24 protein-coding genes are annotated in these 23,846 nt (G+C 72.9%); 16 read left to right on the top strand and 8 right to left on the bottom strand.

Translation table 11 applies throughout. From position 1 onward, the window contains the following. Positions 1-98: 98 nt before the first annotated feature. Both AB0B33_RS05635 and AB0B33_RS05630 read left to right on the top strand, forming a co-directional pair. Positions 99-1,652, top strand: coding sequence for a helix-turn-helix domain-containing protein (locus AB0B33_RS05635; RefSeq protein ID WP_247011742.1), 1,554 nt, complete (start codon positions 99-101; stop codon positions 1,650-1,652). A 19-nt stretch (positions 1,653-1,671) separates the two neighbouring features. After that, a complete protein-coding gene (locus tag AB0B33_RS05630; RefSeq protein ID WP_360767245.1) occupies positions 1,672-2,328 on the top strand; it encodes a maleylpyruvate isomerase N-terminal domain-containing protein in 657 nt (218 codons plus the stop codon). Between the two features lie 61 nt (positions 2,329-2,389). Here the strand turns inward: AB0B33_RS05630 and AB0B33_RS05625 are convergent, their stop codons facing one another. After that, complete coding sequence (locus AB0B33_RS05625) at positions 2,390-3,382, bottom strand: LLM class flavin-dependent oxidoreductase (protein ID WP_360767242.1); 993 nt, start codon at positions 3,380-3,382, stop codon at positions 2,390-2,392. 36 nt (positions 3,383-3,418) lie between these two features. Beyond that, entirely contained in the window at positions 3,419-3,811 is a 393-nt protein-coding gene (locus AB0B33_RS05620) for a DUF6221 family protein (protein ID WP_247011746.1), read from the bottom strand. 505 nt (positions 3,812-4,316) lie between these two features. Between AB0B33_RS05620 and AB0B33_RS05615 the strand changes: the two genes are divergently transcribed. Next, positions 4,317-4,517, top strand: coding sequence for a hypothetical protein (locus tag AB0B33_RS05615; protein ID WP_360767238.1), 201 nt, complete (start codon positions 4,317-4,319; stop codon positions 4,515-4,517). Position 4,518: 1 nt separating this feature from the next. Here AB0B33_RS05615 and AB0B33_RS05610 read toward each other — a convergent pair whose 3' ends face one another. Next, entirely contained in the window at positions 4,519-5,535 is a 1,017-nt protein-coding gene (locus AB0B33_RS05610) for a DNA primase small subunit domain-containing protein (RefSeq protein WP_360767235.1), read from the bottom strand. 66 nt (positions 5,536-5,601) lie between these two features. Between AB0B33_RS05610 and AB0B33_RS05605 the strand changes: the two genes are divergently transcribed. The 8 genes from AB0B33_RS05605 to AB0B33_RS05570 all read left to right on the top strand — a co-directional run bounded on the left by AB0B33_RS05605 (position 5,602) and on the right by AB0B33_RS05570 (position 11,952). Next, entirely contained in the window at positions 5,602-6,267 is a 666-nt protein-coding gene (locus AB0B33_RS05605) for a VTT domain-containing protein (protein WP_247011749.1), read from the top strand. A gap of 118 nt (positions 6,268-6,385) precedes the next feature. Next, positions 6,386-8,041, top strand: a complete 1,656-nt coding sequence (locus AB0B33_RS05600; protein ID WP_360767464.1) for a protein kinase — start codon at positions 6,386-6,388, stop codon at positions 8,039-8,041. 53 nt (positions 8,042-8,094) lie between these two features. Then, on the top strand, positions 8,095-8,400 hold the full coding sequence (locus AB0B33_RS05595) for a hypothetical protein (RefSeq protein WP_192782430.1): 306 nt from the start codon (positions 8,095-8,097) through the stop codon (positions 8,398-8,400). Between the two features lie 19 nt (positions 8,401-8,419). After that, on the top strand, positions 8,420-8,857 hold the full coding sequence (gene msrB, locus AB0B33_RS05590) for a peptide-methionine (R)-S-oxide reductase MsrB (RefSeq protein ID WP_360767232.1): 438 nt from the start codon (positions 8,420-8,422) through the stop codon (positions 8,855-8,857). Between the two features lie 74 nt (positions 8,858-8,931). Then, positions 8,932-9,843 (top strand): TIGR04222 domain-containing membrane protein, encoded by a 912-nt coding sequence (locus AB0B33_RS05585; RefSeq protein WP_360767229.1) that lies wholly within the window; start codon positions 8,932-8,934, stop codon positions 9,841-9,843. 66 nt (positions 9,844-9,909) lie between these two features. Then, positions 9,910-10,824 (top strand): TIGR04222 domain-containing membrane protein, encoded by a 915-nt coding sequence (locus AB0B33_RS05580; RefSeq protein ID WP_360767226.1) that lies wholly within the window; start codon positions 9,910-9,912, stop codon positions 10,822-10,824. Further along, positions 10,817-11,617 (top strand): DUF692 domain-containing protein, encoded by an 801-nt coding sequence (locus tag AB0B33_RS05575; RefSeq protein ID WP_360767223.1) that lies wholly within the window; start codon positions 10,817-10,819, stop codon positions 11,615-11,617. The genes AB0B33_RS05580 and AB0B33_RS05575 overlap by 8 nt, the downstream gene beginning before the upstream one ends. Then, entirely contained in the window at positions 11,614-11,952 is a 339-nt protein-coding gene (locus tag AB0B33_RS05570; protein WP_360767220.1) for a hypothetical protein, read from the top strand. Before AB0B33_RS05575 ends, AB0B33_RS05570 begins: the two co-directional genes overlap by 4 nt. A gap of 311 nt (positions 11,953-12,263) precedes the next feature. Here the strand turns inward: AB0B33_RS05570 and AB0B33_RS05565 are convergent, their stop codons facing one another. From AB0B33_RS05565 to hemE, 4 genes are read right to left on the bottom strand one after another with little or no spacing between them, the layout of a single operon-like run. Continuing rightward, on the bottom strand, positions 12,264-13,604 hold the full coding sequence (locus AB0B33_RS05565) for a CoA transferase (RefSeq protein WP_360767217.1): 1,341 nt from the start codon (positions 13,602-13,604) through the stop codon (positions 12,264-12,266). After that, the gene (hemQ, locus tag AB0B33_RS05560; protein ID WP_360767215.1) at positions 13,604-14,296 is read right to left on the bottom strand and encodes a hydrogen peroxide-dependent heme synthase; all 693 of its coding nucleotides are present in this window, start codon (positions 14,294-14,296) and stop codon (positions 13,604-13,606) included. The genes AB0B33_RS05565 and hemQ overlap by 1 nt, the downstream gene beginning before the upstream one ends. A 56-nt stretch (positions 14,297-14,352) precedes the next feature. Beyond that, the gene (hemG, locus tag AB0B33_RS05555) at positions 14,353-15,753 is read right to left on the bottom strand and encodes a protoporphyrinogen oxidase (protein ID WP_360767212.1); all 1,401 of its coding nucleotides are present in this window, start codon (positions 15,751-15,753) and stop codon (positions 14,353-14,355) included. Then, positions 15,750-16,820, bottom strand: a complete 1,071-nt coding sequence (gene hemE, locus AB0B33_RS05550) for a uroporphyrinogen decarboxylase (protein ID WP_247011770.1) — start codon at positions 16,818-16,820, stop codon at positions 15,750-15,752. Before hemE ends, hemG begins: the two co-directional genes overlap by 4 nt. An 88-nt stretch (positions 16,821-16,908) precedes the next feature. Here hemE and AB0B33_RS05545 point away from each other — a divergent pair, with 88 nt between their 5' ends. From AB0B33_RS05545 to AB0B33_RS05530, 4 genes are all read left to right on the top strand, one after another. After that, complete coding sequence (locus tag AB0B33_RS05545) at positions 16,909-17,472, top strand: DUF3000 domain-containing protein (protein WP_360767209.1); 564 nt, start codon at positions 16,909-16,911, stop codon at positions 17,470-17,472. A gap of 1,013 nt (positions 17,473-18,485) precedes the next feature. Next, complete coding sequence (locus AB0B33_RS05540) at positions 18,486-19,202, top strand: response regulator transcription factor (protein ID WP_033261886.1); 717 nt, start codon at positions 18,486-18,488, stop codon at positions 19,200-19,202. A 68-nt stretch (positions 19,203-19,270) separates the two neighbouring features. Further along, a complete protein-coding gene (locus AB0B33_RS05535; protein ID WP_360767206.1) occupies positions 19,271-20,524 on the top strand; it encodes a ribonuclease D in 1,254 nt (417 codons plus the stop codon). Positions 20,525-20,610: 86 nt separating this feature from the next. Then, positions 20,611-21,525, top strand: coding sequence for a hypothetical protein (locus tag AB0B33_RS05530; RefSeq protein WP_360767203.1), 915 nt, complete (start codon positions 20,611-20,613; stop codon positions 21,523-21,525). A 5-nt stretch (positions 21,526-21,530) separates the two neighbouring features. Here AB0B33_RS05530 and AB0B33_RS05525 read toward each other — a convergent pair whose 3' ends face one another. Beyond that, complete coding sequence (locus tag AB0B33_RS05525; RefSeq protein WP_360767200.1) at positions 21,531-22,196, bottom strand: helix-turn-helix domain-containing protein; 666 nt, start codon at positions 22,194-22,196, stop codon at positions 21,531-21,533. Between the two features lie 174 nt (positions 22,197-22,370). On the opposite strand from AB0B33_RS05525, the gene AB0B33_RS05520 reads away from it, so the two are divergent. Next, positions 22,371-23,837 carry an amino acid permease gene (locus tag AB0B33_RS05520; RefSeq protein ID WP_360767197.1) on the top strand — a complete coding sequence of 489 codons (1,467 nt, stop codon included), beginning with the start codon at positions 22,371-22,373 and terminating at the stop codon, positions 23,835-23,837. The last annotated feature ends 9 nt before the right edge of the window (positions 23,838-23,846 follow it).

Below are 23,846 nucleotides of genomic sequence, written 5' to 3'. Positions count from 1 at the left end.
GTCTGGATGCCCCGAACGGTAACTCCGGACACTCCCCGGCGGCTTGTCCAACCGGCTAAAATCGCTCGTATGATCTTGTCCGATCGGATAGCTCGGAGATGACGTCGCTGCGGCACGTGCTGGCGACGCTCGGCGAGCCGCTCGTCGAGGTCGTCGTGGCGCCGCACGGCCTCGGCGTGCCGGTCTCCGACGTCGTGATCCTCGACCCCGAAGATCCCCTGGAAGCCTCGCCGGGCGACCTGGTGCTGGTCATCGGCGCCCGCGGCCGGGCGGCGGCGCCGGCGATCCGCGCGGCCGGGCGCGGGGGCGCGGCCGCGGTGGCGGTCAAGGGCGCGACGGGCGCCGACGTCGCCGCCGACGCGGGCGTCGCGCTGCTCACCGTCGGCACCGAAGCGCGGTGGGAGCAGGTCGAGTCGCTGGCCCGCGGGGTCGTCGAGGCCGCGCGGGCGGGTGGCGAGGCGGCCAGCGGCGAGGTGCTCGGCGACCTGTTCGCGCTGGCCCAGACCATCGCGACGCTCACCGGCGGCCTGGTCAGCATCGAGGACACCGCGAACCGCGTGCTCGCCTACTCGCGGGCGGGCGACGAGGTGGACGAGCTGCGGCGGCTGTCGATCCTCGGGCGCGAAGGCCCGGAACGCTACCTCGCGATGCTCCGCGAATGGGGCGTCTACCAGCGGCTGCGTGCGGGCGAGGGGATCGTGCGCATCGACGAGCGCCCCGAGCTGGGCATCCGGCGGCGGATCGCGGCCGGCATCCACGCCGGCAAGCAGCCGCTCGGCACGATCTGGGTCCAGGAGGGCGCCCAGCCGCTCACCGAACGCGCCGAAACGGCCCTGCTCGGCGCGAGCCGGACCCTCGCGCCGCAGCTGATCCGCGCCCGCACGCTGCCGAGCCCCGAACTGCGGCTGCGCGAAGACCTCCTGGCCAGCCTGCTGGAAGGGCGGCTCGATGCGGAGTCCGTCGCGGACGACATCGGCGCCGACCCGTCACGGCCGGCGCAAGTCCTCGCGTTCTCGCTGGAGCGGTCGGGCAACCGGCAGCTGCGGCGCGCGGAGCTGGTGCACCTGATCGCCGTGCACACCGCGGCCTACCGGCGCAGCGCGCTGGTGAGCGTGATCGGCGGCCGCGTCTACGCGCTGCTGCCGGACCTGCCCGAGCACTCCGACGCGGCCGTGCTGGCGCTGGCGCGCGAGATCGCCGCCACCGCCCGGCGGCACCTGGACGTCCCGGTGCGGGTGGCGCTCGGCGGCGTCGTGCCGCGCCTGTCCGACGCGGCCGCGTCCCGGGGCGACGCCGACCGCGTCCTGGCGGCGATGGCGCGCGGGCACTGGGCCGCCGACGTCGCCTCGCTGGCCGACGTCCGCGCCGAGGTGCTGCTCTCGGAGGTGCTGGCGTACCTGGGCGGGCAGCCGCGCATCCGCGACCCGCGCCTGACCGCGCTGACCGAGCACGACGCCGAGCACGGCGGCATCCTCGTCCCGGCGGTCCTGGCCTGGCTGGACGCGTTCGGCGACGTCCGGTCGGCGGCCCGGGTGCTGAACATCCACCCCAACACCGTGCGCTACCGTGTCCGCCGCGCGACCGAGGTGTCCGGAGTGGACTTCGACGACCCCGCCCAGCGCATCCTCACCCAGCTGCAGCTGAGGCTCTGATCCTGCTAGCTTCGCCGCCGTGGATCTCTTCTCGCGCACGTGGGCGGCGTTGCGCGCCGCGGTCGCTTCCCTTCACGACGAAGACTTCGCGAAGCCGTCCGGCTGCCGGGGCTGGCTGGTCCGGGACCTGGTGTGCCACCTGGTGATCGACGCGCAGGACGTGCTGATCACGCTGGTGACGCCGGCTTCGTCGGCGGTGACGCACGACTCGGTGACGTACTGGGCGGTCGGCTCCGAAGCCCCGACGGGCGACGACCCGCTGGACGCCCTGATCGTCCGCTTGGCCGCGGCGTACGAAGACCCGGCGCTGCTCAAGTTCCACCTCGACGACGTCGGCTCGGCGGCCGGGCGCGCGGCGGACCTGGCCGACCCGGGCACGCGCGTGCGCACCCAGGACATGGTCCTGACCGCGGGCGACTACCTCTCGGCGTACGTGCTGGAGTGGACGCTGCACCACCTCGACCTGGTGGCCCACCTGCCGTCGGTTCCGGGGCCGCCGCCGGAGGGACCGGCGCGGACGCGGGCGGTGCTGGAGGAGATCGCGGGGACGGCGTTCCCGGCGTCGTTCTCCGACACCGACGTCCTGCTGGTGGCGACCGGGCGGCGGCCACCGACGGCGGCCGAAGCGACCGCGCTGGGCGAATTGACCGCGCGGCTGCCGTTCGTCCTCGGCTGAACGGCCGGAAATGCGCCGGCGGTAATTCTTCGACGCGCTCTCGGCGTATCGGGAAATCGGCTCACACGAGTGCGGGCAGTTCCGCCGATCGGGCCAGTGCGGCGAATGAATCGAGCCGCGCGGATTGGTCGTGCGCGGCCGTCGTCGCCAAAACCTCGTCGGCTCCCGCGGCCTCGATCAGCGCGCCCAGCCGGTCCCGCACTTCGGCCGGCGTGCCGGAGATCTGGCCGTCGAGGGTCTCTTCGAGGCGGCGGCGTTCGCGGTCGGTCATCGGCGTGGCAAGGACGTCCGACGGCGGGTCCAGCGGCGGGAAGACGCCGTGGGAGCGCGAATACACCGTCGCCCAGGCCTCCGAGACGAGCAGCCGCCGCGCGTCCGCGGCCGAGTCCGCGACGGCGATCGCGCTCGACACCACGACGTACGGCTCGAGCGCCCACGCGCTCGGCCGGAACCCGTCGCGGTAGCGCGTCACGGCTTCGGCCAGCGCCCGTTCCCCGCGGACGGGCGCGATCACCAGCGGCAGCCCGAGTTCCGCGGCGAGGTCCGCGCCGGAGCCGGTGGCCAGCAGGAACGGCGGCACGCGCAGCCCTTCGGCGGGGTAGGCGTGGACGCCCGGGTAGCCGTGCTCGCCGGTGAAGAACCCGAGCAGCTCGCGCACCTGCGCGGCGAACCCGTCGGCGGCGTCCTTGCCCTGCCCCAGCGCGTCGCGGACCCCGCCGGTGAAGCCGACGGACCGGCCGAGCCCCATGTCGATCCGGCCCGGGTGAAGCGCTTCCAGCACCCCGAACTGCTCGGCGACGACCAGCGGCCGGTGGTTCGGCAGCATGACCCCACCGGTCCCGACGCGGATCCGCGAGGTCGCCCCGGCGACGGCGGCGGCGAGCACGGTCGGCGCGGACCCGGCGACCCCGGGCACGCCGTGGTGCTCGGACACCCAGAACCGGTGGTACCCCAGCCGTTCGATGCCCGCGGCGAACGCGACGGTGTCCCGCAGCGCCCGCGCGGGACCGCCGTCCCGCCGCACGGGCGAGCGATCCAGGACCGAGAACTTCACACGGGGTGCAACGCGCCGCCGTGACCGGGATTCCCGTCAGGGGCGCCAGCGCTCGCTGTAGTCCGGGTGGTCGGCGTAGGGCAGCGCCAGCAGGCGCAGGGTGAGGCACCAGTTGGAGCCGGCCTCGTCGGCGGGCACGTGGCAGGTCTCACACCAGTATTCGCTGCCGTAGAGCGGAAAACCGGGGACCTTCTCCGACACCGTGGTGCGGTGGGCGAGCAGGATCCGCCGGGTCGCTTCGATCTCGTTGATCATCTGGTTGACCGCGTCGAGGTCGAGATCGCTGAGCCCGCGGATCCGCTGCTCCACGGCGACCTTGGTCTCCCCGCGGTTCATCGCGTCGCCGGCCTTCGCCTTGTTGACGGCCTGCATGATCATCGCCTGCCGCGCGCCCACGCGCGCGGCGAGGAATGCGATCAGGTCGTCCACGAGGGCCTCCCTCCTCGAACCCGCCCCCCGGCCCTGCCCGGGGAGTCATCGATTCGGGACCGCACGTTACGCCAGCGAAGCCGGTGATCGTGATCTCGAAGAAGGCCGTGCACCATTTGTGACCCGAAAGGCGACAGCGGGCGCCCGGGTGATCACTCCGCGTTCGGCAGGGTATTTCGGGGCGGCCGATTAAAGCTTTGACGGCCTGGGCGGGAGTGGTGGGAGACACGGCTGTGTGGCTCGTTACAGCGGGTATCGGATGGGGGTATTTCCGCGGCGTTCGGTGACAGGCGTGCCGGGTTGGCCGGTCGAAGCGCCGGAGGTGCCTTGGCGCGCTCGCCGTCCTGCCCGTGGCGGCGCTCGCGGTCGGCGGGAGCGCCGATCCGCGCCTCGAGAAGTCCCAGCAGGTCCCCTGCGCGGACCGAGCGGGCCTGGATCTCCGCCGACGGCGGGGTGCTTCGCCGCCGCAGGTCCCGCCGCCACCAGCCCTTCGATCCCGGCTTTCGTGGCGCCGGCCACGAGCGAACCGGCGCTGCCCGAACCGGCCGCGAGGGAGTACTCCGTCGACCTGGCCGGGTCGCCCAGGCGGCGCTCCGGCTCGGCGGGCGGCTCGTCCTACCGCGTCGATCGCACCTCGATGAGCACCAAGTCCGGCAAGGTTGTCCCCCAGGCGACGGTGACCGCGGTGAGCTGCCGCAAGCCGTGACTCAGTCCGGGCGGGCCTTGCTCGGCTGGACCCGCTTCGGCTCCCCCGGCATCTTCGGGTAGTCCGGCGGGTACGGCATGTCCCCCAGCCCCTCGTCCCGCAGGTCGCGCTCGTACCACTCCAGCGCCGTCTCCAGCCCGAACGCCTCCGCGTCCATCCCCGCGTGCAGGTCCCCGTGCGACGCCAGGAACGCCGGGATCGTCAGCACGTCGAAGTCGTCCGCGTCGACCTCGTCCAGGAGGTCCCACGTCAGCGGCGTCGAGACCGTCGCCCGCGGGGTGCCGCGGACCGACCAGGCCGAGGCCACCGTGCGGTCGCGAGCCGCCTGGTTGTAGTCGAGGAACACCCGGCCGCCGCGTTCCTCCTTCCACCACGCGATCGTCGCCTTCTCCGGGATGCGCCGAGCCACCTCGCGGCCGAGGGCGATCACCGCGTGGCGGACCTCGACGAAGTCCCGCTCCGGGCGGATCCGGACCAGGACGTGCACGCCGCGGCCGCCGGACGTCTTCGGGTAGCCGGTCAGGCCCGCGTCCGCCAGCACCTCGCGGACCACCCGGGCCACCTCGACCGCGTCGGCGAAGCCCGCCCGGTCCGGGGGGTCGACGTCGATGCGGAGCTCGTCCGGGTGGTCGGCGTCGGCGCGGCGGACCGGCCACGGGTGGAAGTCGAACGTCCCCAGGTTGGCCGCCCACGCGAACACCGCGGGCTCGGTCGGGCACACCTCGGCCGCCTTGCGGCCCGACGGGAACGTGATCTCGGCGGTCTCGACCCACGGCGGCGCGCCCTTCGGCACGCGCTTGGCGTAGAACCACTCGCCTTCGACACCGTCGACGTAGCGCTTCAACGTGGTCGGCCGCTCGCCGATCGCGCGCAGCAGCGGGGCGCCGACGGTGATGTAGTGCTCGACGACCTGGCGCTTCGTGATGCCGCGCTGGGGGAAGTACACCTTGTCCGGGCTCGAGACGCGGACCGTCCGCCCGCCCACCTCGTACTCGACCGGGTCTCCGTGCTTCGGCATGCGGCCACGCTAGCGGTGATCCGCTCCCCGGCGCCCGCGAAAACGCCCGCCGGTAAGCTCGGGCGGGTGTCCGGCCGCACCAAGCTGATCTGCGCGCTCGCCGTGCTCGCCGTCTTCGCGGCGGCCGCGGTGCTGCTGCCGATCCCCGGTCCGGCCGAACTGCGGGCCTGGGCGGCCACCACCGGCGCCGCCACCCCGCTCGTGCTGTTCGTCGCCTACTCGCTGCTCACCGTGGCGCCGATCCCGCGGACCGTGTTCAACCTCGCCGCCGGGCTGCTCGTGGGCACCGCGGCCGGCATCGCGATCGGCCTGGCCGCCACCACCATCGCGGCGGCGCTGTCCTTCGGGCTGGCCCGCCTGCTCGGGCGCGACCTCGTCACCCGCCACCTGCACCGGTCCGCCGTCCGGACCGTGAACGACCGGCTCTCCGACGGCGGCGTCCTGGCCATCACCTCGCTGCGCTTGATCCCGGTCGTCCCGTTCGCCCCGTTCAGCTACCTCTGCGGCGTGTCGTCCGTGCGACCGTTCCCCTACCTCGCCGGTACGCTGCTGGGCAGCGTGCCCGGCACCGTCGCCGTGGTCGTCCTCGGCGACGCCCTGACCGGCGGAACGCCACCGGCGCTGCTCGTCTGTTACGGCGTGTTCGCGCTGGCCGGGGCGATCGGCCTGGTCCGGGTCTTCCGGAAACGGGCGCCGGTGCCCGCACCGGAGCCCGCCGGACCGGCTGGCTGACGCGAAGAGCACCGGGCCGACCGCTACACTCGATCGGGTGCGCGAAGCGGAAACGCGCTGAGCAGGGTCACCACCACCGGGAATTTCGTCAGGAGCAGTCGCCATCGACACCGGTCAGCTGATCGCGGGGCACTACCGCCTCGTCGAGCACATTGGTAGCGGTGCCATGGGAGTCGTGTGGCGCGCCACCGACGTACGCCTCGAGCGCGACGTCGCGATCAAGCAGATCCTGCCCCAGCCGGGCGTCTCCGAGACCGAGCGCGACAACATGCGCCAGCGCGCGATGCGCGAGGCGAAGAACGCCGCCCGGTTCCAGCACCCGAACGCGATCGTGGTGTTCGACATCGCCGAGCACAACGGCGACCCGTGCCTGGTGATGGAGTACCTGAACGGGCCCAGCCTGTCCACGATCCTGTCCGAGGAGGGCACGCTGCCCCTCGGCCGCATCGCCCGGATCGGCGAGCAGGTCGCGTCCGCGCTGGTCGCCGCGCACCGCGCCGGGATCGTGCACCGCGACGTCAAGCCCGGCAACATCCTGATCGACGAGACCGGCACCGCGAAGATCACCGACTTCGGCATCTCACGCGCGGCCGGCGACATGACGCTCACCGCGACCGGCCTGATCGGCGGCACGCCCGCGTACCTGGCGCCCGAGCTGGCGCGCGGCGCCGACCCGGTGCCCAGCTCCGACGTCTTCGCCCTCGGCGCGACCCTCTACCAGGCGATCGAGGGCACCACGCCGTACGGCAACACCACCAACCAGCTCGCGCTGCTCTACGCGGCCGCGAACGGCCAGATCAACCCGCCGGTGCAGGCGGGCGCGGCCACCGCGCTGCTGATGAGCCTGCTGCGCAGCGAGCCGGGCGAGCGGCCGAGCATGGCCGAGGCCCGCGAGCGGCTCGCCGCGCTGGCCCGGACCGAGCCCGGCGGCATGAGCGCGTCGCCGCCGCTGCTCTCCGGCAACGCGGGCCGCAAGCCCGCCGCCCCGGCCGAGAGCGGCGACCGCCCGCCGTGGCAGCGCACCGACCAGCCCGCGCCGCAGTCGCCGCCGGTCGGCACGCCGGTGCACGCGAACAAGGCGGCGTCGAACCCGCCGCGCCCGACCGCGGCGTTCATGCCGATGCGGTCGCCGGCCGCGCCGCCGAACACCCCGCCCAGACCGATGCCCGCGGCCTCGCCGACGGCCAGGGCCCCGCAGTACTCGTCGAACACCGCGAAGCCGGACAACAAGCGCAAGTACGCCCTGTTCGCCGGGGCGGGAGCCGCGGTCGTCGTGGCCGCGGTGGTCCTGTTCCTGGTGCTGAACTCCGGCAGCGACGGCGCCGGCGGCGACCAGACCGCCCAGTCGCCGGGCGCCCGGCCGACCACGGGCCAGACCACGCCGAAGAGCGGGCAGAGCAGCGCGACGAACGCCCCCGCGGGCCTCGGCAAGACGGTCCCGGAAGGCAAGATCACCGACTTCCAGGCGGCCGGCCACGCCATCACGGGCTTCTACGACAACCCCGCCGGCGGCTGGTCGAAGCTGACGCCGGCCGCGCAGCAGGTGTACGGCAGCGAGCAGGCGTTCGCCGAGTACTGGGCGAACAACAAGGTCGCCGACTACGCGAGCGCCCGCGCCGACAGCGGCGGCGCGAACTCCGACGGCTCGATCACGATGAACCTGACGGTCAACGGCACGCGCAACGCCTACCGGATCGTCACGGTCGGCGGCACGATGCTCATCGACGCCGACACGCGGCTCGGCCCGCAAGGGGCGCCCGGCTCCGGGTACTGAGACTTAACGCGCCGCTGGTGGGCTGACGGGCGCCGATGGCTTACCGTGGGGGTATGGCCGAGAACGGAGCTTCGCTGCCGGGCCAGAATCCTCGCTTCCACGAGGACCTGGTCGGCCTGGACCCCTACGACCCGGAGGCGCGCGCGTTCGCCGAGCACCTCGACCGGATGGAACGCTCCGGCCCCAACTTCACCATCGAGGCGGCGCTGGACGGCGTGGCCGACTTCGCCGATTCCAGCAACCGCCTCGGCGGGCTGCGCTACTGGGTGTCGGCCCTGATCGTGGTGCTCATCGTCCTCGGCGTGATCGTGACCGCATGGGACATCGTCGTGCACGCCCTCGCGTGGCTCGCGGCGTAACGTGGATCGGGTGAAAGGTATGAAACCCGTTGTCGGCGCGACCCCGCGCGTCGTGAAGTCCGAGCAGGAATGGCGGCAGCAGCTCAACCCCGACGAGTACGCCGTCCTTCGCCAGGCGGGGACCGAACGGCCGTTCACCGGCGAATACACCGACACCAAGACGACCGGCGTCTACGAGTGCCGCGCGTGCGGTGCGGAGCTGTTCCGCAGCGACACGAAGTTCGAGAGCCACTGCGGCTGGCCGTCCTTCTTCGACCCCGCGGATTCCGATGCGGTGCTGCTGCGCGAAGACCGCGCGATGGGCATGAAGCGGATCGAGGTGCTCTGCGGCTCCTGCCACAGCCACCTCGGGCACGTCTTCGAGGGCGAGGGCTACCCGACCCCGACCGACCAGCGCTACTGCATCAACTCGATCTCCCTGAAGCTGGTCCCCGAGCCCGGAAACCCGCCAGCCTAAATCCTCCTTAAGCCGGCAACCCACCGCCCTTCCTCGAACGTAGTCTCCGCACACGGACGAGGGAGGGCGGACTCATGACCGACACCTGGGGCATTCCCGGACCGGTGTTCGCGGGCCTGTACCTGGCTCTGCTGCTCCTGCCGGCGCTGGCCGCCGCGGTGCGCGGCGGACTCCTGCTGCGCGGCCACGCGGGCGGCACGCCGAAGCGGCCGGAAGAGCTGGCGCTGCTGACCGGCGGCCGGCGGCGCTTCGGCGAGTACGTCGTGGCCGGCCTGCTCGACCAGCAGGTCATCCGGCTGGCCGGCAACGGGCGGCTCAGCCGCGTCAAGGGCACCACGATCGACAGCGCCGGCCGCGAAGCCCTCAGCCGCATCGGCAAGAACGGCTCCGCCGTCGAGCGCGTGTGCGACGCCGCGGCCGAGCACAAGACCGCGCTCGAACTCGAGACCTCGCTGATCGGCCGGGGACTGCTCGCCGACCCGCGGAAACTGCGTTCGACCTGGGTCACCACCGCGGTGGCCTACTGGGTCGTGGTCGCCGTCGGCCTGGTCCGGCTGATCGCCGGGGCGAGCAGCGGGCACCCGGTCGGGATCCTGCTCGGCCTGCTCGCGGTGGGCGTCGTCGTGGCGATCACCGTCACCGTGAAGGCGCGCAAGCCGCGCGAGGTCAAGGCCACGTTCGCCGGCCGGGCGGCGGCCGAAGCGGCTCGCCGCGCCGGGACGCTCGTGGCCGGCCCGGCGGGCGCCGTCGCGGCGGGCGGGCTGAGCGCGCACCCCGACAAGGACGTCCGGCTGGCCGTCACCCGGGCCGCGCAGCACTCGACCGCACGCGCTCACAGCCGCCGTAGCCGTACCCGCTTCGCCGGGGCCGGGGGCGGCGCGGCCGTCGGCTACTACGGCGGCAGCTCCTGCGGCGGGGGCGGCGGGAGTTCCTGCGGCGGCGGGGGCAGCTCGTGCGGTGGTGGCGGCGGGGGCTGCGGCGGTTGAAACGCCGACGCGAGCGCGTGCGTCTCACAGCTACGGTAATCGCGACTCACTGAGGGGAGACGGGCGATGAACGACCCGTGGGGCATTTCCGGACCGGATTTCGTGGTCCTCTACATCGCGTTGCTCGGCGTGGTCCTGCTGGTCAGGCTCATCGTGTCCGGCGTCATGGCCGGCCGCGCGATGCGCGCGGACGACGGCAGGCCGGTCCCGCCGCCGACCGTCTACCAGCTCGCGTTCCTCGCCGGCGGCCCCGACCGGGCCGTCGACGCGGCGGTCGCGGCGCTGGTGGACCGCGGGCAGCTGCGCGTCAACAGCTACAAGCAGGTCAGCCAGGCCGGAGCCCGGCCGTCGGAGCCGCTGGAGCAGGCGGTCTACGACGTGGCGCAGCTGAAGACGACGGCGACGATCCGGGCGTACGTCCGCCGCTCCGCGGTGATGAAGGCGCTGGAAACCGGCCTCGACCAGCAAGGACTGCTGGTGTCGGCGGCGGCGAGGCGGCAGTCGCGGACGATCGGGCTCGTCCTGCAGCTCGCCGTGCTGGCCTTCGGCCTGGTGCGGCTGGTCAACGGCATCTCGCTCGGCCGCCCGGTCGGGGTCCTGGTGTTCGTGGTGCTGATCGCGGCGGTGCTCGCGATCGTGGCGGCGGTCCGCCGGTCGAAGACGGGCGCCCGGCAGCCGTCGGCGGCGGGGCACCGCGTGCTCGGCCAGGCGCGCTCGGCGGCGTCCGGCCCGGTGCCGGCGGGCATGCTCGCGGGCGGCGTGCTGCTCGGCGGCGCCGCCGCGGCGGTCGCGCTGGGCGGCTGGTCGATGTACCCGGACGAGGAGCTCAGCGCGGCGCTGACCCCGCCGGCGTCGTTCGGCGGCGGTGGCTCGTCGGGCGGTTCGTCGTGCAGCAGCGGCTCGTCGTGCTCGAGCTCGTCGTCGTGCAGCAGCGGCTCGTCCTGCGGTTCTTCGTGCGGCGGAGGGGGCTGCGGTGGGTGAGCTCGGCATCGGCATCGGCTGGCGGCACGAACTGGACCTGTCCATCGCGCGGCTGCCCGGTGTCGACTGGGTGGAGGTGGTCGCGGAGAACCTGCACGCCGACCACCTCCCGGAGACGCTGGTGGCCCTGCGGCGCAAGGGCTTGCCGGTGCTGCCGCACGCCGTCTCGCTGTCGCTGGGCGGCGCCGAGCCCCTCGACACCGGCCGCGTCCAGCACCTGGCGGAGATCGCGCGGGCCGTGGACGCGCCCCTGGTCAGCGACCACGTGTGCTTCGTGCGCGCGGGCGGGCTCGACTCGGGGCACCTGATGCCGCTCCCCCGCACCCGCGAGGCGCTGGACGTGCTGGTGGCGAACGTCCGGCTGGCCCAGTCCATCGTGGACGTACCGTTCGCGCTGGAGAACATCGCGGCGGTGCTGGACTGGCCGGACAACGAGCTGACCGAGGAACAGTTCCTCACGGAGCTGACCGACCGGACCGGCTGCCGGCTGATCATCGACGTCGCGAACCTGTACGCGAACGCCCGCAACATCGGCACGGACCCGGTGGCGTTCCTGGACGGCATCCCGTGGGAGCGGCTGGCCTACGTGCACATGGCGGGCGGCATCGAGCGCGACGGCGTCTACCACGACACGCACGCGCACCCGGTGCTGCCGGAGGTGCTTTCGTTGTTGACGGAGCTGCGTCGCCGGACGGACCCGCCGGGGGTGTTGCTGGAGCGCGACGACGACTACCCGAGCGACGACGAGCTGGCCGCGGAGCTGGCGGCGCTGCGCGCGGCGGTGACGGGGTGAGCCGGGAGGAGCTGGCCCGCCGTCAGGCCGAGCTGCTGAAGGCGTTGCTGGCTTCCGGCCCCGCCCCCGCGGGCTTCGACGCTTCGCGGCTTCAGGTGGAGGCTTCGGTGCTGCGGCGGAAGCACGGGCGGGTGCTGGCTCATCAGCGGCCCGAGGTGGCCGAGGCGCTGGGTGAGCGGTACGGGCCGCTGTTCGCGGAGTTCACTTCGGGACGGCCGAAGCTGGCCGCGGAACGCTCGGGGGCGTACGCGGACGAGTTCGTGGCTTGGCTGATCGACGGGGGTCACCTGCCGAAGCCCCGGCGCGGGTTGCGGGACCGGCTTCGGCGCCGCTGAGGAGTTCCTTTTCACGTCGTCCGGGCTGGGTCGGTGGCCGGCCCGGCAGTCTTCCCCGGCATCGGCGGGCGGCGGTGTCATTCGTGCCGGGTCCCTCGGAACTCGGACGTCATGAACGACCCTTTCACGACGTCCAGCGCGGTGAACGAGTCGTTCACCGCGCCGATCCACAACGCACGCGGGCCGACCAGCAGGGCTTACCACGACCGCAAACGAGCCGAGGGCAAGAACCACAACGCCGCCCTGAACCAGCTCCTGCCCCCGCCGCGGCTTGACAACCACATAGGCCCCCAGGGACGGGCGGGCCTCCGTCAGGGGGTCCAGGTCGGTTTGTCGACTCCCGGCAGCCGCGTTCCGAAGTCCCAGTGGGGCTCCGCACCCGGCAGCCCGCCCGCCATGCGGACCCGCGTCAGGCGGCCGTAGCCGCTGTCCGCGTCCTCCATCAGGTCGCTGTAGTCGACCTCGACGGCCGCGGGATCCTTGCGGCCCAGCGAATCCAGCCACCGGCCCGTGCCCGCCAGCGAAAGCCGGGCGCGCCACGTGCCGCCGTCGGTGAGCTGGCGGTGCACCGCCGTCATGACCGCCGCCGCCGCGAGCCAGCCCGTCGCGTGGTCCAGCGCCTGGACCGGCAGCGGCGAAGGCTCCTCCGGACCCCAGGCCATCCCGTTCGACATCTGGACCAGGCTGTCGAAGCCGCGCCGGCGGGCCCACGGACCCTCCCAGCCGTACGCGCTCAGGTCCGCGATCACCAGGCCCGGCCGCAGCTCAGCCAGCTCCGACGGGCCGAACCCGATCTTCTCCAGCGCGCCCGGGCGGAACGACTGGACCAGTACGTCCGCCCGGCTGATCAGCTTCTTCAGCCGCGCGCGGCCGCCCTCGGTGTCGAGTGCCACGAACGTCGAACGCTTGCCCTGGCCGGTGTCGCGCACCAAAGCTTCGACGCGCGGCAGGTGCGCCGCCCCGACGTGCAGGACGTCGGCGCCGTGCGCGGCCAGGACCCGGCCGGCCACCGGGCCGGCGAGGACGTGCGTCAGCTCCAGGACCCGGACGCCGCCCAGCGGGCGGTCCGAGTAGAACAACGTCCGTTTCGGCGCCGCGTCCAGCGGCTCCAGCGAAACCAGCGGCAGCGAGGCCACCGCCGAACCCTGCGGGTGCGCCGCCCAGTCCTCCGGCGTGCGCAGCTCGGCGGCCGCTCCCCCGGCGCTGACGACCGCGTGCTCGATCTCGCGCGCGGGACGGCCGGCGACCGCCTTCGCGACCGCGCCGCGGGTTCCGGGCACGCCGAGGCCCCAGCACACCGCCGCTTCGTGGCGCGGGTAGTTGCAGTGCAGGCGCACCCAGCCGTCGGCCGCGCGGTAGTTGCCGGACAGCGGTGCCCAGACCGACTCCGCGCCCGTGCCGTCCACCCGCAGCAGCTGCTCGCTGTGGAACGCCGCCGCCGCGTGCCGCGTGTCCGCGGTGACGACGCCGGGCTCGATCCCGCGCAGCTTCAGCAGTTCGCCCGCCGCCAGGGTCGCCGCCGCGATGGACGCCGTCGCCGCGGCCGCCACCCGGTACGGGCCGGGAAGCACGTCTTCGGTGCCGGTGAGTTCGAAGGGTCCCGGCCGCGAACCGGTGAGCGCCTCCCAGACGCCCTCGACTGCCTCGCGCACTACGGCAGGGCCGCGACGAGCTCGGCGGGCGGCACGCGCGTGCCGGTGTAGAACGGGATTTCCTCCCGGACGTGCAGCCGCGCTTCGGTACCGCGCAGGTGGCGCATCAGGTCGACGATGCGGTGCAGCTCGTCGGCCTCGAAGGCGAGGATCCACTCGTAGTCGCCCAGCGCGAAGGACGCGACGGTGTTCGCGCGCACGTCCGGGTAGTCGCGGGCTTCCTTGCCGTGGTCGGCCAGCATCTTGCGGCGGTCGGCGTCCGGCAGCAGGTACCACTCGTAGGAGCGGACGAACGGGTACACGCAGATGAACTTGCGCGCCTCTTCCCCGGCGAGGAAGGCGGGGATGTGGCTCTTGTTGAACTCGGCGGGCCGGTGCAGCGCGGTCTGGCTCCAGACCGGCGTCGACGCGCGCCCGAGCGGCGTCCGGCGGAACCCGGCGTAGGCGGCCTGGACCTGCTCGATCTCCTCGGCGTGCCACCAGATCATGTAGTCGGCGTCGGCGCGCAGCGCGGACAGGTCGTAGACGCCCCGGACCACGACGCCCTTCGCCTCCAGGCCGTCGAGGTACTCGGTGGTCTCCCGGCCGGCGGTCCCGCGGTCCTCGCCCAGCCTGCCGGGCTCGATCCGGAACACCGACCAGGTCGTGTAGCGGATGGTGTCGTTGAGCTCGTTGTAGTTGACCCGCGCCATGCGTCCATCCTGTCACCGCGCGGGGGACGTCGCCGCCACGGGTCAGGTGAGAGCACTCACTCGGCGAGCTGCGCCGCGATCCGCTGCGCGGCCGCCTCCGCCGTCGCCACGCACGCCGGCAGCCCGACTCCGTGCAGCGTCGCCCCGGCGACCGCGAGCCCCGGGACCGCCGCGATCGCCTTTTCGATCCGCTCGACCCGCTCGAGGTGCCCGGTGCCGTACTGCGGCAGCCCGCCGCCCCACCGCGTCACCAGCGTCTCGATCGGCGCGGTCGTCACGCCGGTCAGGCGCGCGAGGTCGGCGCGGACCACGCGGACCAGCTCGACGTCGTCGGCCTGCAGCGCGCCCAGCTCGCCGAAGCGCCCGACCGAGCCGCGGACCAGCACCGGGCCGGTGCCGAAGTGGCCCCACTTGCGCGAAGAGAAGGTGAACGCCTTCGACGCGTACGGCCGGCCCGAAGCGTCGCGCTCGCCGTGGCCGATCAGGATCCCCGACGCCTCCGGCAGCCGCGTGCCGGGCGGCAGCGCCATCGCGACCACGGCCATCGACGCCAGTTCGACCTCGCCGAACGCCGCCGAAGCCACGGGCACCAGGTCGGCCAGCAGCCGCCGGGCCGAGGGTGCGGGGACGGCGAGGACCACGGCGTCGGCCTCGACGGTGTTGTCCGCGGGCGCGTGCGCGGTCGGCGCGGCGCCGATGCGCAGCCGCCAGCCCGCGCCGTGCCGCTCGATGTCGCAGACCGGCAGCCCGGTCCGCAGCTCCGCGCCGGAAGCTTCGGTGAGCCGGTCGATCACCGTGCCGAGCCCGCCCGGGACGGTGCCGAACACCGGCGCGGTGGACGGGTTAGCCGGCAGTTGCGCGGCCGCCGCCGCGGTCAGCGAGCCCGCGCCCGCCGCCAGCGCCGACGCCAGGCCGGGCATGGTCGCGCGCAGGCCGAGGCCGTCCGCCCCGCCCGCGTAGACGCCGCCGAGCAGCGGGTCGACCAGCCGGTCGACCAGTTCGTCGCCGAAGCGCTCGCGCAGCAGCGGCCCCAGCGGCAGGTCACCGCTCGGCAGCCGCAGCTCCGGCAGGGAGACCTCGGCCTCGACGGCCCGCCGTCCGGCTTCGGAAAGCACGCCGGCCACGGACTCCGCGGACGCCGGGACGCCCATCAGCGTGCCGGCCGGCATGCCCGTCACGCTGCCACCGGCGTGGATCTTCGCGCGGGCCTTCGTCGGGTGGACGACGTCGAGGTCCAGCTCGCGGACCAGCGCCAGCATCTCGGGACGGCGGACGAGGAACGCCTCGGCGCCGACGTCGTAGGGCACGCCGGCGAGCTCGGCCGTGCGCAGCTTCCCGCCCGGCGTCTTCGTCTTCTCGAACACGACGATCTCGGCGTCCGGACCGAGCAGCCGCCGCAGCCGGTACGCCGCGGTCAGCCCGGAAACGCCGCCCCCGACGACCGCGACGCGCTTCACAGCTCGTGCACCAGCCCGACCACGCGCGTCAGCACGTCCGGGTCGACACCCGGCAGCACGCCGTGGCCCAGGTTGAAGATGTGGCCGTCGGCCGCCTTGCCCTCTTCGACGATCCGGCGGACCTCGGCTTCGAGGACCGGCCAGGACGTGTGGAGCAGCGCGGGGTCGAGGTTGCCCTGGACGACGGCGTGCCCGCCGAGGCGCCGCACCGCTTCGTCGAGGGGGATGCGCCAGTCGACGCCGACGACGTCCGCGCCCGCGTCGCGCATGGCGGGCAGCAGCTCGCCGGTGCCGACGCCGAAGTGGATCCGCGGCACGCCGTACGCGGCGACGCCGTCGAGGACCTTCGCCGAGTGCGGCAGGACGAACTCGCGGTAGTCCCGCTCGGACAGCGCGCCGGCCCAGGAGTCGAACAGCTGGACCGCGTCGACGCCCGCGTCGAGCTGGGCGCGCAGGAACGTCAGCGCGACGTCGGCCAGGCGGCCGGCCAGCTCGTGCCACAGGGCCGGCTCCGAGTGCATCAGGGCCTTGGTGTGCTCGTGGTTGCGGCTCGGGCCGCCCTCGATGAGGTAGCTGGCCAGCGTGAACGGCGCGCCGGCGAAGCCGATCAGCGGGGTGCCGCCGAGCCGCTCGACGAGCAGCCGGACGCCGTCGGCGACCTTCGAGACGTGGCCGGGCTCCAGCTCCGGCAGTGCTTTCACCGCCGCGAGGTCGCGCACCGGCGCGGCGGCCACCGGGCCGGTGCCGGGCACGATGTCGATGTCGACGCCGGCGGCCTTCAGCGGCACCACGATGTCGCTGAAGAGGATCGCCGCGTCGACGCCGTGGCGGCGCACCGGCTGCAGCGTGATCTCGGCGAGCATTTCGGGGTCGAAGCAGGCGTCGAGCATCGGCACGCCCTCGCGCAGCGCGCGGTATTCGGGCAGCGAACGACCCGCCTGGCGCATGAACCAGACGGGCGTGCGGGCCGGGCGTTCGCCGCGTGCGGCGGCCAGGAACGGGGCTTCGGGCAGCTCGCGGCGGGCGGCCGGGGCGGCCTGCTGCGGCAAGGGCGTGGTCGGAGACATCGCGGTCAATCGTGCCACGTGCCGGCGACGGTGCTTCTATCGGCGCGCCTGCGCCCGCAACGGGGCGTGCCCGCCCTAAAGTCGAAGCGTGACCGCGATGACGCCAGTGCCCGAACTCTTCCGCGAAGCAGTCGCGGCGCTGCAGTCCGTCCGGCCCCGCCGGGAGGTGCTGCTGGAGCCGATGCGGGCCCCGCAGCGGCTCGCGCCGTGGTCGTACGCGGTCAGCTGTGAGGTCGCCGGGCCCGCGGACGTGCTGGCGTCCGGCCGGCTGGTCCTGCTGCACGACCCCGAGGGCCAGGAAGGCTGGGACGGCGTGCTGCGGCTGGTCATGTACGTGCGCGCGGAGCTGGACCGCGAACTGGCGACCGACCCGTTCCTGCCGGCGGTCGGCTGGTCCTGGCTGACGGACGCGCTGGAGGTGTCCGGCGCGAGCTGGACGGCACTGGGCGGCACGGTCACCGAGACGTCCTCGGCCCGCTTCGGCGACATCTCGGGCCCGGCCCACACGGACGACCTGGAGCTGCGGGCGTCGTGGACCCCGGCCGACGCCGGGCTGCTGCCGCACGGGCAGGCGTTCTGCCAGGTGATGGCGAGCGTCGTGGGCCTGCCGCCGGTCGGCGTGACGCTCTTCGGGCAGCGCCAGAGCTCCTGACTCGCCCCGCGGCAAACTCTCCTCCGGCGTGGGACGCCGGATCTCGGCGCAGCAGCCGGAGTGTCGTGAACGACCCTTTCCCCACGCCGGACGCGGTGAACGACCCGTTCATGACAAGTGCCGCGCCCCAAAGCTCCTGAAGGCCCGCGGCGATCATCGGCACTCTCCTCCGGGGTGGGACGCCGGATCTCGGCGCAGCAGCCGGACTGTCATGAACGACCCTTTCCCCACGCCGGACGCGGTGAACGACCCGTTCATGACAAGTGCCGCGCCACAGAGCTCCCGAAGGCCCGCGGCGATCGGGCGATCATCGGCAACGAATCGGCAACGGTGGACCGGCGCGAGCCGTCCCCGGCGAGCCGCCTTGTACCGATGTGAGCAAATTTCACATCCACTGAACGCCGTTCACGTCTTTCCGGCCCCCTGAAGCGCCCCTGCACGCCCTGAACAGCGTCGAACGATCACGGACACCCCAGCCCTCGGCCGGCCGCCCTGAGGCCGTTTCACGTCTCCTCGTTAGTGACTCCGCGCGGTCACGCACCGCAACAAGATCAACTCGGCGGCACTGGGCCGATCCGACCCCGGTGATCGACACGGACAGTCACGCCCCACGGCCTCGGCGAACCCCGCCGACCCCGCTCCGCACCGTTGATCATGCCCCGGCCGGAGGCACATTCCGGGGGCGGCCCGCGCCCATCCGGCCCCTCGTCACTAGGCGCACCGGCAGCTGCACACCCCATCTGCACGGCCATTTGGCCGTCGGCAACTTCTTTGCATCGTGTTCGCTGGGCTATCCGTTAACAACCGGCCGTGTACTAGCCCGATCGTGTTACTACGAACCCACTGAGTGACTGTTCGTTTGAGATAGATACCCATTCGATCCCCCCGCAACGGCCTCAGGGCGGCTACAGTGCCTTCGACGACACCACTTTCGGTCTAAAGCTGGCGCGGCTGAACGGCCGAAGGTCCCGGTGCCGGTCGGGGGGCACGACCGACTCCAGGGAGGTAGTGACGTGGCTACCGTCGGCATTTCTCAGGCCGTCCGATCCACGCCAGCCGGCGCGTTGCCGGCGAGCATGGTTCCGCACCCGCGGGAAGAGCTCTTTTCGGTATTGGTGGTCGACGACCACCCGCTGTTGAGGGAGGCAATCGCAGCAAGACTCGCACAGATGGGTGCGGGGACCGTCCACGAAGCCGCCACGGTGGCCGAGGCGAGGGCGCGAGCACAGGCCACAGGGCCTTGTGACCTGGCGATCCTCGATCTCGGACTGCCGGACGGCAGCGGCATCGAGCTGGTTACGGAACTCCGTAGCCACGGCTGGCCGCGCGTGGTGGTACTCGCATCCTCGGACGACCCGTACGCGGTCCGCTCGGCCTTCCAGGCCGGGGCCCAGGCGTACCTGCTGAAGTCCGCGTCACCGGTCGTCGTGACCGATGGCGTGCGGCGTGTGCTCGAGGGCGGCGTCTACGCCGACCCGAGCGTGGCTCCGGTGCTGGCCACCGGGACCCGCGTCGCGGGCACCGACAACACCCCGCGCGAGCTGTCCGCTCGTGAGGTGGAGGTGCTCCAGCTGGTCGCCGACGGACAGTCCAACAAGGAGATCGGCGAGGAGCTTTCGCTCTCCGCTCTCACCGTCAAGTCCCACCTGTCCCGGATCGGGCGCAAGCTCGGCACGGGCGACCGGGCTCAGATGGTGGCGCTGGCCATGCGGGCCGGCGTGATCCGCTGACACAGGCGAACCTCCCTGCGGGGCGGGCGGACCAGGCGCGGTACGCCCGTCCCGTAGGGTCGTCAGTTATGGGAAGTGCAGAGGCCGAGGACACCGGGATGGAGATCGAGTCCACGGGCGGCCCTGTGCTGCTACGAGAACCCGCCGAGGGCACGCCCCCGGTGATCACCGAACCGTCCGCGCTGGCCGAGGCCTGCGCGCGACTCGCCGCGGGCACCGGCGCGGTCGCCGTCGACACCGAACGCGCGTCCGGCTACCGGTACTGGCCCAAGGCCTACCTCGTGCAGTTGCGCCGCGAGGGTTCCGGCACGGTGCTGATCGACCCGATCGCACTGGCCGACGACCTCGCCCCGCTGCGCGAAGTCCTCAACGACCTGGAGTGGGTGCTGCACGCGGCCTCCCAGGACCTCCCCTGCCTCGCCGAGCTGGGCCTGCACCCGGCGGAGCTGTTCGACACCGAGCTGGCCGGCCGGCTGGCGGGCTACGAACGCGTCGCGCTCGGGACGCTCGTCGAGCTGCTGCTCGGCTACACCCTCGAAAAGGGGCACAGCGCGGCGGACTGGTCGAAGCGGCCGCTGCCGGTCGACTGGCTCAACTACGCGGCCCTCGACGTCGAGCTGCTCATCCAGCTGCGCGAAAAGCTGGAGGCGGAGCTGGGCGCCCAGGGCAAGCTGGAGTGGGCGCGGCAGGAGTTCGAGAACGTGCGCCTGGCCCCGCCGCCGGCCCCGCGGGCCGAGCCGTGGCGCCGGACGTCCGGCGTCCACAAGATCCGCAACCCCCGCGGCCTGGCTGCGGTCCGCGAGCTGTGGCAGGCCCGCGACGAGCTCGCCCGCAAGCGCGACCGGGCCCCGAGCCGCATCCTCCCGGACAGCGCGATCGTCAACGCGGTGACGGCCGACCCGAAGACGGTCGAGGACCTCCAGGCCCTCCCGGTCTTCAGCGGCCGCGTCCAGCGCAAGTACACGGCGAGCTGGCTCCGCCACTTGCAGGCGGCCCGCGCGCTCCCGGCGTCCGAACTCCCGTCACCGTCCCAGCCGACGGACGGCCCGCCCCCGGTGAACCGCTGGGCGGACAAGGACCCGGACGCGGCGGCCCGCCTGTCGGCGGCGCGCGCGGCGCTGACGGCGATCGCGGAGGACCGCCGGTTGCCGGTGGAGAACTTGCTGCTGCCGGACCTGGTGCGCCGCACGTGCTGGCGCCCACCGGCGGAGACGGACGAAGACTCGGTGGCGTCGGTGCTGCGCGCGGGCGGGGCACGGCCGTGGCAGGTGGAGCTGACGGCTTCGGCGCTGAGCAAGGCGTTGCAGACGACGGCTTCCTGACGCGGGACAGATCCGGGACAATTCCGGGTCGCTGCCGTGTGGTGCCAGGAGTCGATCACCCGCGCACCTGGCCTTTCTTCAACTTCGTGACTCCGCTGAAGGTGTCTCTCGAGCAGCTCTGCGCCGCGATGGTCTTCATCCCCGCGGTCACGATGAACTACTTCTACCGGAGCAGCGCCTGCCGGGAAGAACTCACCGCGTTCTACGCCAAGGCCAACGAACTCGGGCTCACCCAGCTCATCCTGCCCTTGATCGTCCTGGGGCGGGAGCTCATCACCGAGAGCAGCGACGACGCGAACGTCCGGATCGTCGAGAAGCTGCAGCACATCGACATCGAGGAAGCCGTGCTCGCCGGGGCAGGGACGGCCGAGTGGCGGAGAACCATGGCCGCCGTGTCGAAGAAGCTGATCAACGCCATCCAGTCGGCTGAAAGCAAGCTCGAGCGGTTGCCGGAACCGAAGTCCGCGCTCACGGCCGACGAAGGCCCGCCCGGGTTTCAAGAACATCGAGACCGGCTGAAACAGGTGGCCGGACTGCTCGGGCGGCAGCTCGCCACCATCATGGGTTCTCTCCTCGGCATCAACGCGGAGATGCACCAAGCCGCCGCCGACATCGACGGCGCATCTCCGGATGCCGCCAAAGAACGAATCGCCCGCGCCACCGACACGATCAAACCGTTGTCGGTGAACATCCAGCAGGCCGGCACCGATTTCGAAGCTACGGTCGCCGAGACTGACGCGATCATGCGCTCTTACCTGGCCTTCGTGGCTTCCCACGGCAGCGCGGAGATGGTGGCTCAGGCTCGGAAGGAGCACCTGGAGTTCGTCCCGCCGATCGACGAGCTCCAGAGCATGGAGAAAACGATCGCCGAATACCTCAGCAGGGCGCAGGCGCTTGAGAGGAGAAACGCGCCGCTACGCGCAGCCCTCCAACCGCTCCGCATCGGCTCCCAGTCGATCCAGTTGGGTGTCCGCATGCTCCGGGAACTCCGGGACCTCTGAACCGGTCAGTCCGCCAGAGTCGCCAGCAGCGTGTGCGCCTCCGCCCGCAACTCATCCGTCGGCTCACCCGCCCCGACCAGCCGCACCACCCCGTCCGCTCCCTCACGGACGTGGGCCTCGACGTCCAACGACGGGTCGTCCCGGCGCACCACGGCGATGCTCTCCACCAGCCCGAACACCAGGTCCGTCCGGATCGCCACCGACTCCGCGGCCACCCCCGAAGCCGCCACCAGGCTGCCGTAAGCCGCCTTCAGGTCCGCTCGCTCCGCGCGGAAGCGGGCCAGGTTCGGGGAGGCCACCTCCGGCAGCAAGTACAACGCGCCCAGGTTGTGCCGCGCCCCACCGAGCAAGCCGATGTCCGCGTACGCCAGCGCCCACAGCCGCACCGCCGCCGGGCCCGAAGCACCCACCAGGCGGGCCGCCAAGTCCAACGACGGCCGGACCGTCTCCGCCAGCAACGCCGCGAGGATGTCCTCCTTCGCCGGGAAGTGGTAGTAGAGCGACGCCTGCCTCAGGCCCGCGCGCTCCGCGATCGCGCGGGTCGTCGTCGCCGCGTAACCGGCTCCGGTGAACAGCTCTCCCGCCGCGTCGAGCACCGCCTGGCGGGCGTCCGGGCGGCTCGCCGCCGCTCCGCTCGCCCTCGGCCTGCCGACTCCCGCCCCTTTGACCACGGGCGTGATCTTGCCAGGTCCGGCTCCGCGGCACCCGCACCGAGGCCGGTTACGCCCGCATGTCGCTGTTGACGCCCGGAAGGCGCGCCCGTTAACGCAGCCCTAACGAGCCGGAGATCGAGAAGTCCCGCCGCGGCCCTAATTTCTGTCAAACGATCGAAACAAGGAGACCGCATGCCACCCGACGATCTCGCCGCCTTCGGTTACCGCCAGGAGCTCCGCCGGTCGCTCGGCGGGTTCTCCGCCTTCGCCGCCGGTTTCTCCTTCGTCTCCATCCTCACGACCGTCTTCCAGCTCTTCGGCTTCGGCTACACCTTCGGCGGCCCCCTCTTCTTCTGGACGTGGCCGGTCGTGCTCGGCGGCCAGCTGCTCGTGGCGCTGACCTTCGCCGAACTCGCCGCGCGCTTCCCGCTCGCCGGATCCGTTTACCAGTGGGCGAAACAGCTCTCGAAGGGGTTCCTCGGCTGGCTCGCCGGCTGGATGATGCTGCTCGGCTGCGTCGTCGCCCTCGCCGCCGCGGCGATCGCGCTGCAAGTGGTGCTGCCCTCGGTGTGGGACGGCTTCCAGCTCGTCGGCGGCGACCCGTCGGTGACGTCGCCGTCGGGCGCGGCCAACGCCGTCCTCCTCGGCACGCTCCTGCTCGTCTTCACCACGCTCGTCAACGCCGGCGGCGTCCGGCTGATGGCCCGGATCAACGACGTCGGCGTCGCGGCCGAGCTGCTCGGCGTCGTCGTCCTGATCACCGGGCTGGGGCTGTTCGCCGTCCGCGGTCCGCAGGTGGTGCTGCACGACGCCCCCGGCACGAGCGCGGGGATCAGTGGCGTGCTCGCTTCGGCGCTCATGGCCGCGTACGTGCTCTACGGCTTCGACACCGCCGCGTCGGTCGCCGAAGAAACGAAGGATGCGCGGAAGACGGCGCCCCGCGCGGTCCTGCGCGCCGTGCTCGTGTCCGGGATCGGCGGGCTCGCCGTGGTCGTCACCGCGTTGATGGCCGCGCCCAGCCTCACCGACGGGCAGCTCGCCGGCCACGGCCTGCCGTACGTGATCACCGCCGTCTTCGGCGACACCCTCGGCCGCGTCTTCCTCGCCGACGTCGCCGTCGCCGTCGTGGTCTGCACCCTCACCATCCAGACCGGCACCGTCCGGCTCCTCTACGCGATGGCCCGCGACGGCGCGCTCCCCGCCGCCGCCCGACTTTCGTCGGTGAATCCGCGCACGGGGACGCCGGTCGCGCCCGCCCTCGTCTCCGGCGCGCTCGCCATCGCGCTGCTGCTCCTCAACGTCGGCAACCCGACGCTCTTCAGCACGATCACCGGGACGTCGGTGGTCGTCGTCTACCTGGCGTACCTGCTGGTCACCGGGCCGCTGCTGGTCGCCAGGCTGCGCGGGCGCTTCCCCGCGGAACCCGGCCGGTTTTCCCTGGGCCGCTGGGGTGTTCCGCTGAACGGCGCAGCCGTGCTCTACGGCGTCGCCATGATCGTGAACATCGCCTGGCCGCGTGCGGAGATCTACGACGTCGCCGGTTCGGGCGCCCCCTGGATGCTCTTGTTCCCGATAGAGTTCGTCGGCGGCGCACTGGTGATCGGCTGGCTCTGCTGGCTGCGGCTGCGCCCCGCTCCCGCCCTCGAACCCGCGATCTGAGAGGACGTC

Source organism: Amycolatopsis sp. NPDC049159 (genome assembly GCF_040648295.1).
In the GTDB taxonomy this organism is placed as follows: domain Bacteria; phylum Actinomycetota; class Actinomycetes; order Mycobacteriales; family Pseudonocardiaceae; genus Amycolatopsis; species Amycolatopsis pretoriensis_A.
The sequence above is the reverse complement of the archived record's forward strand: the minus strand, read 5'-3'. Positions and strand labels throughout refer to the sequence as shown.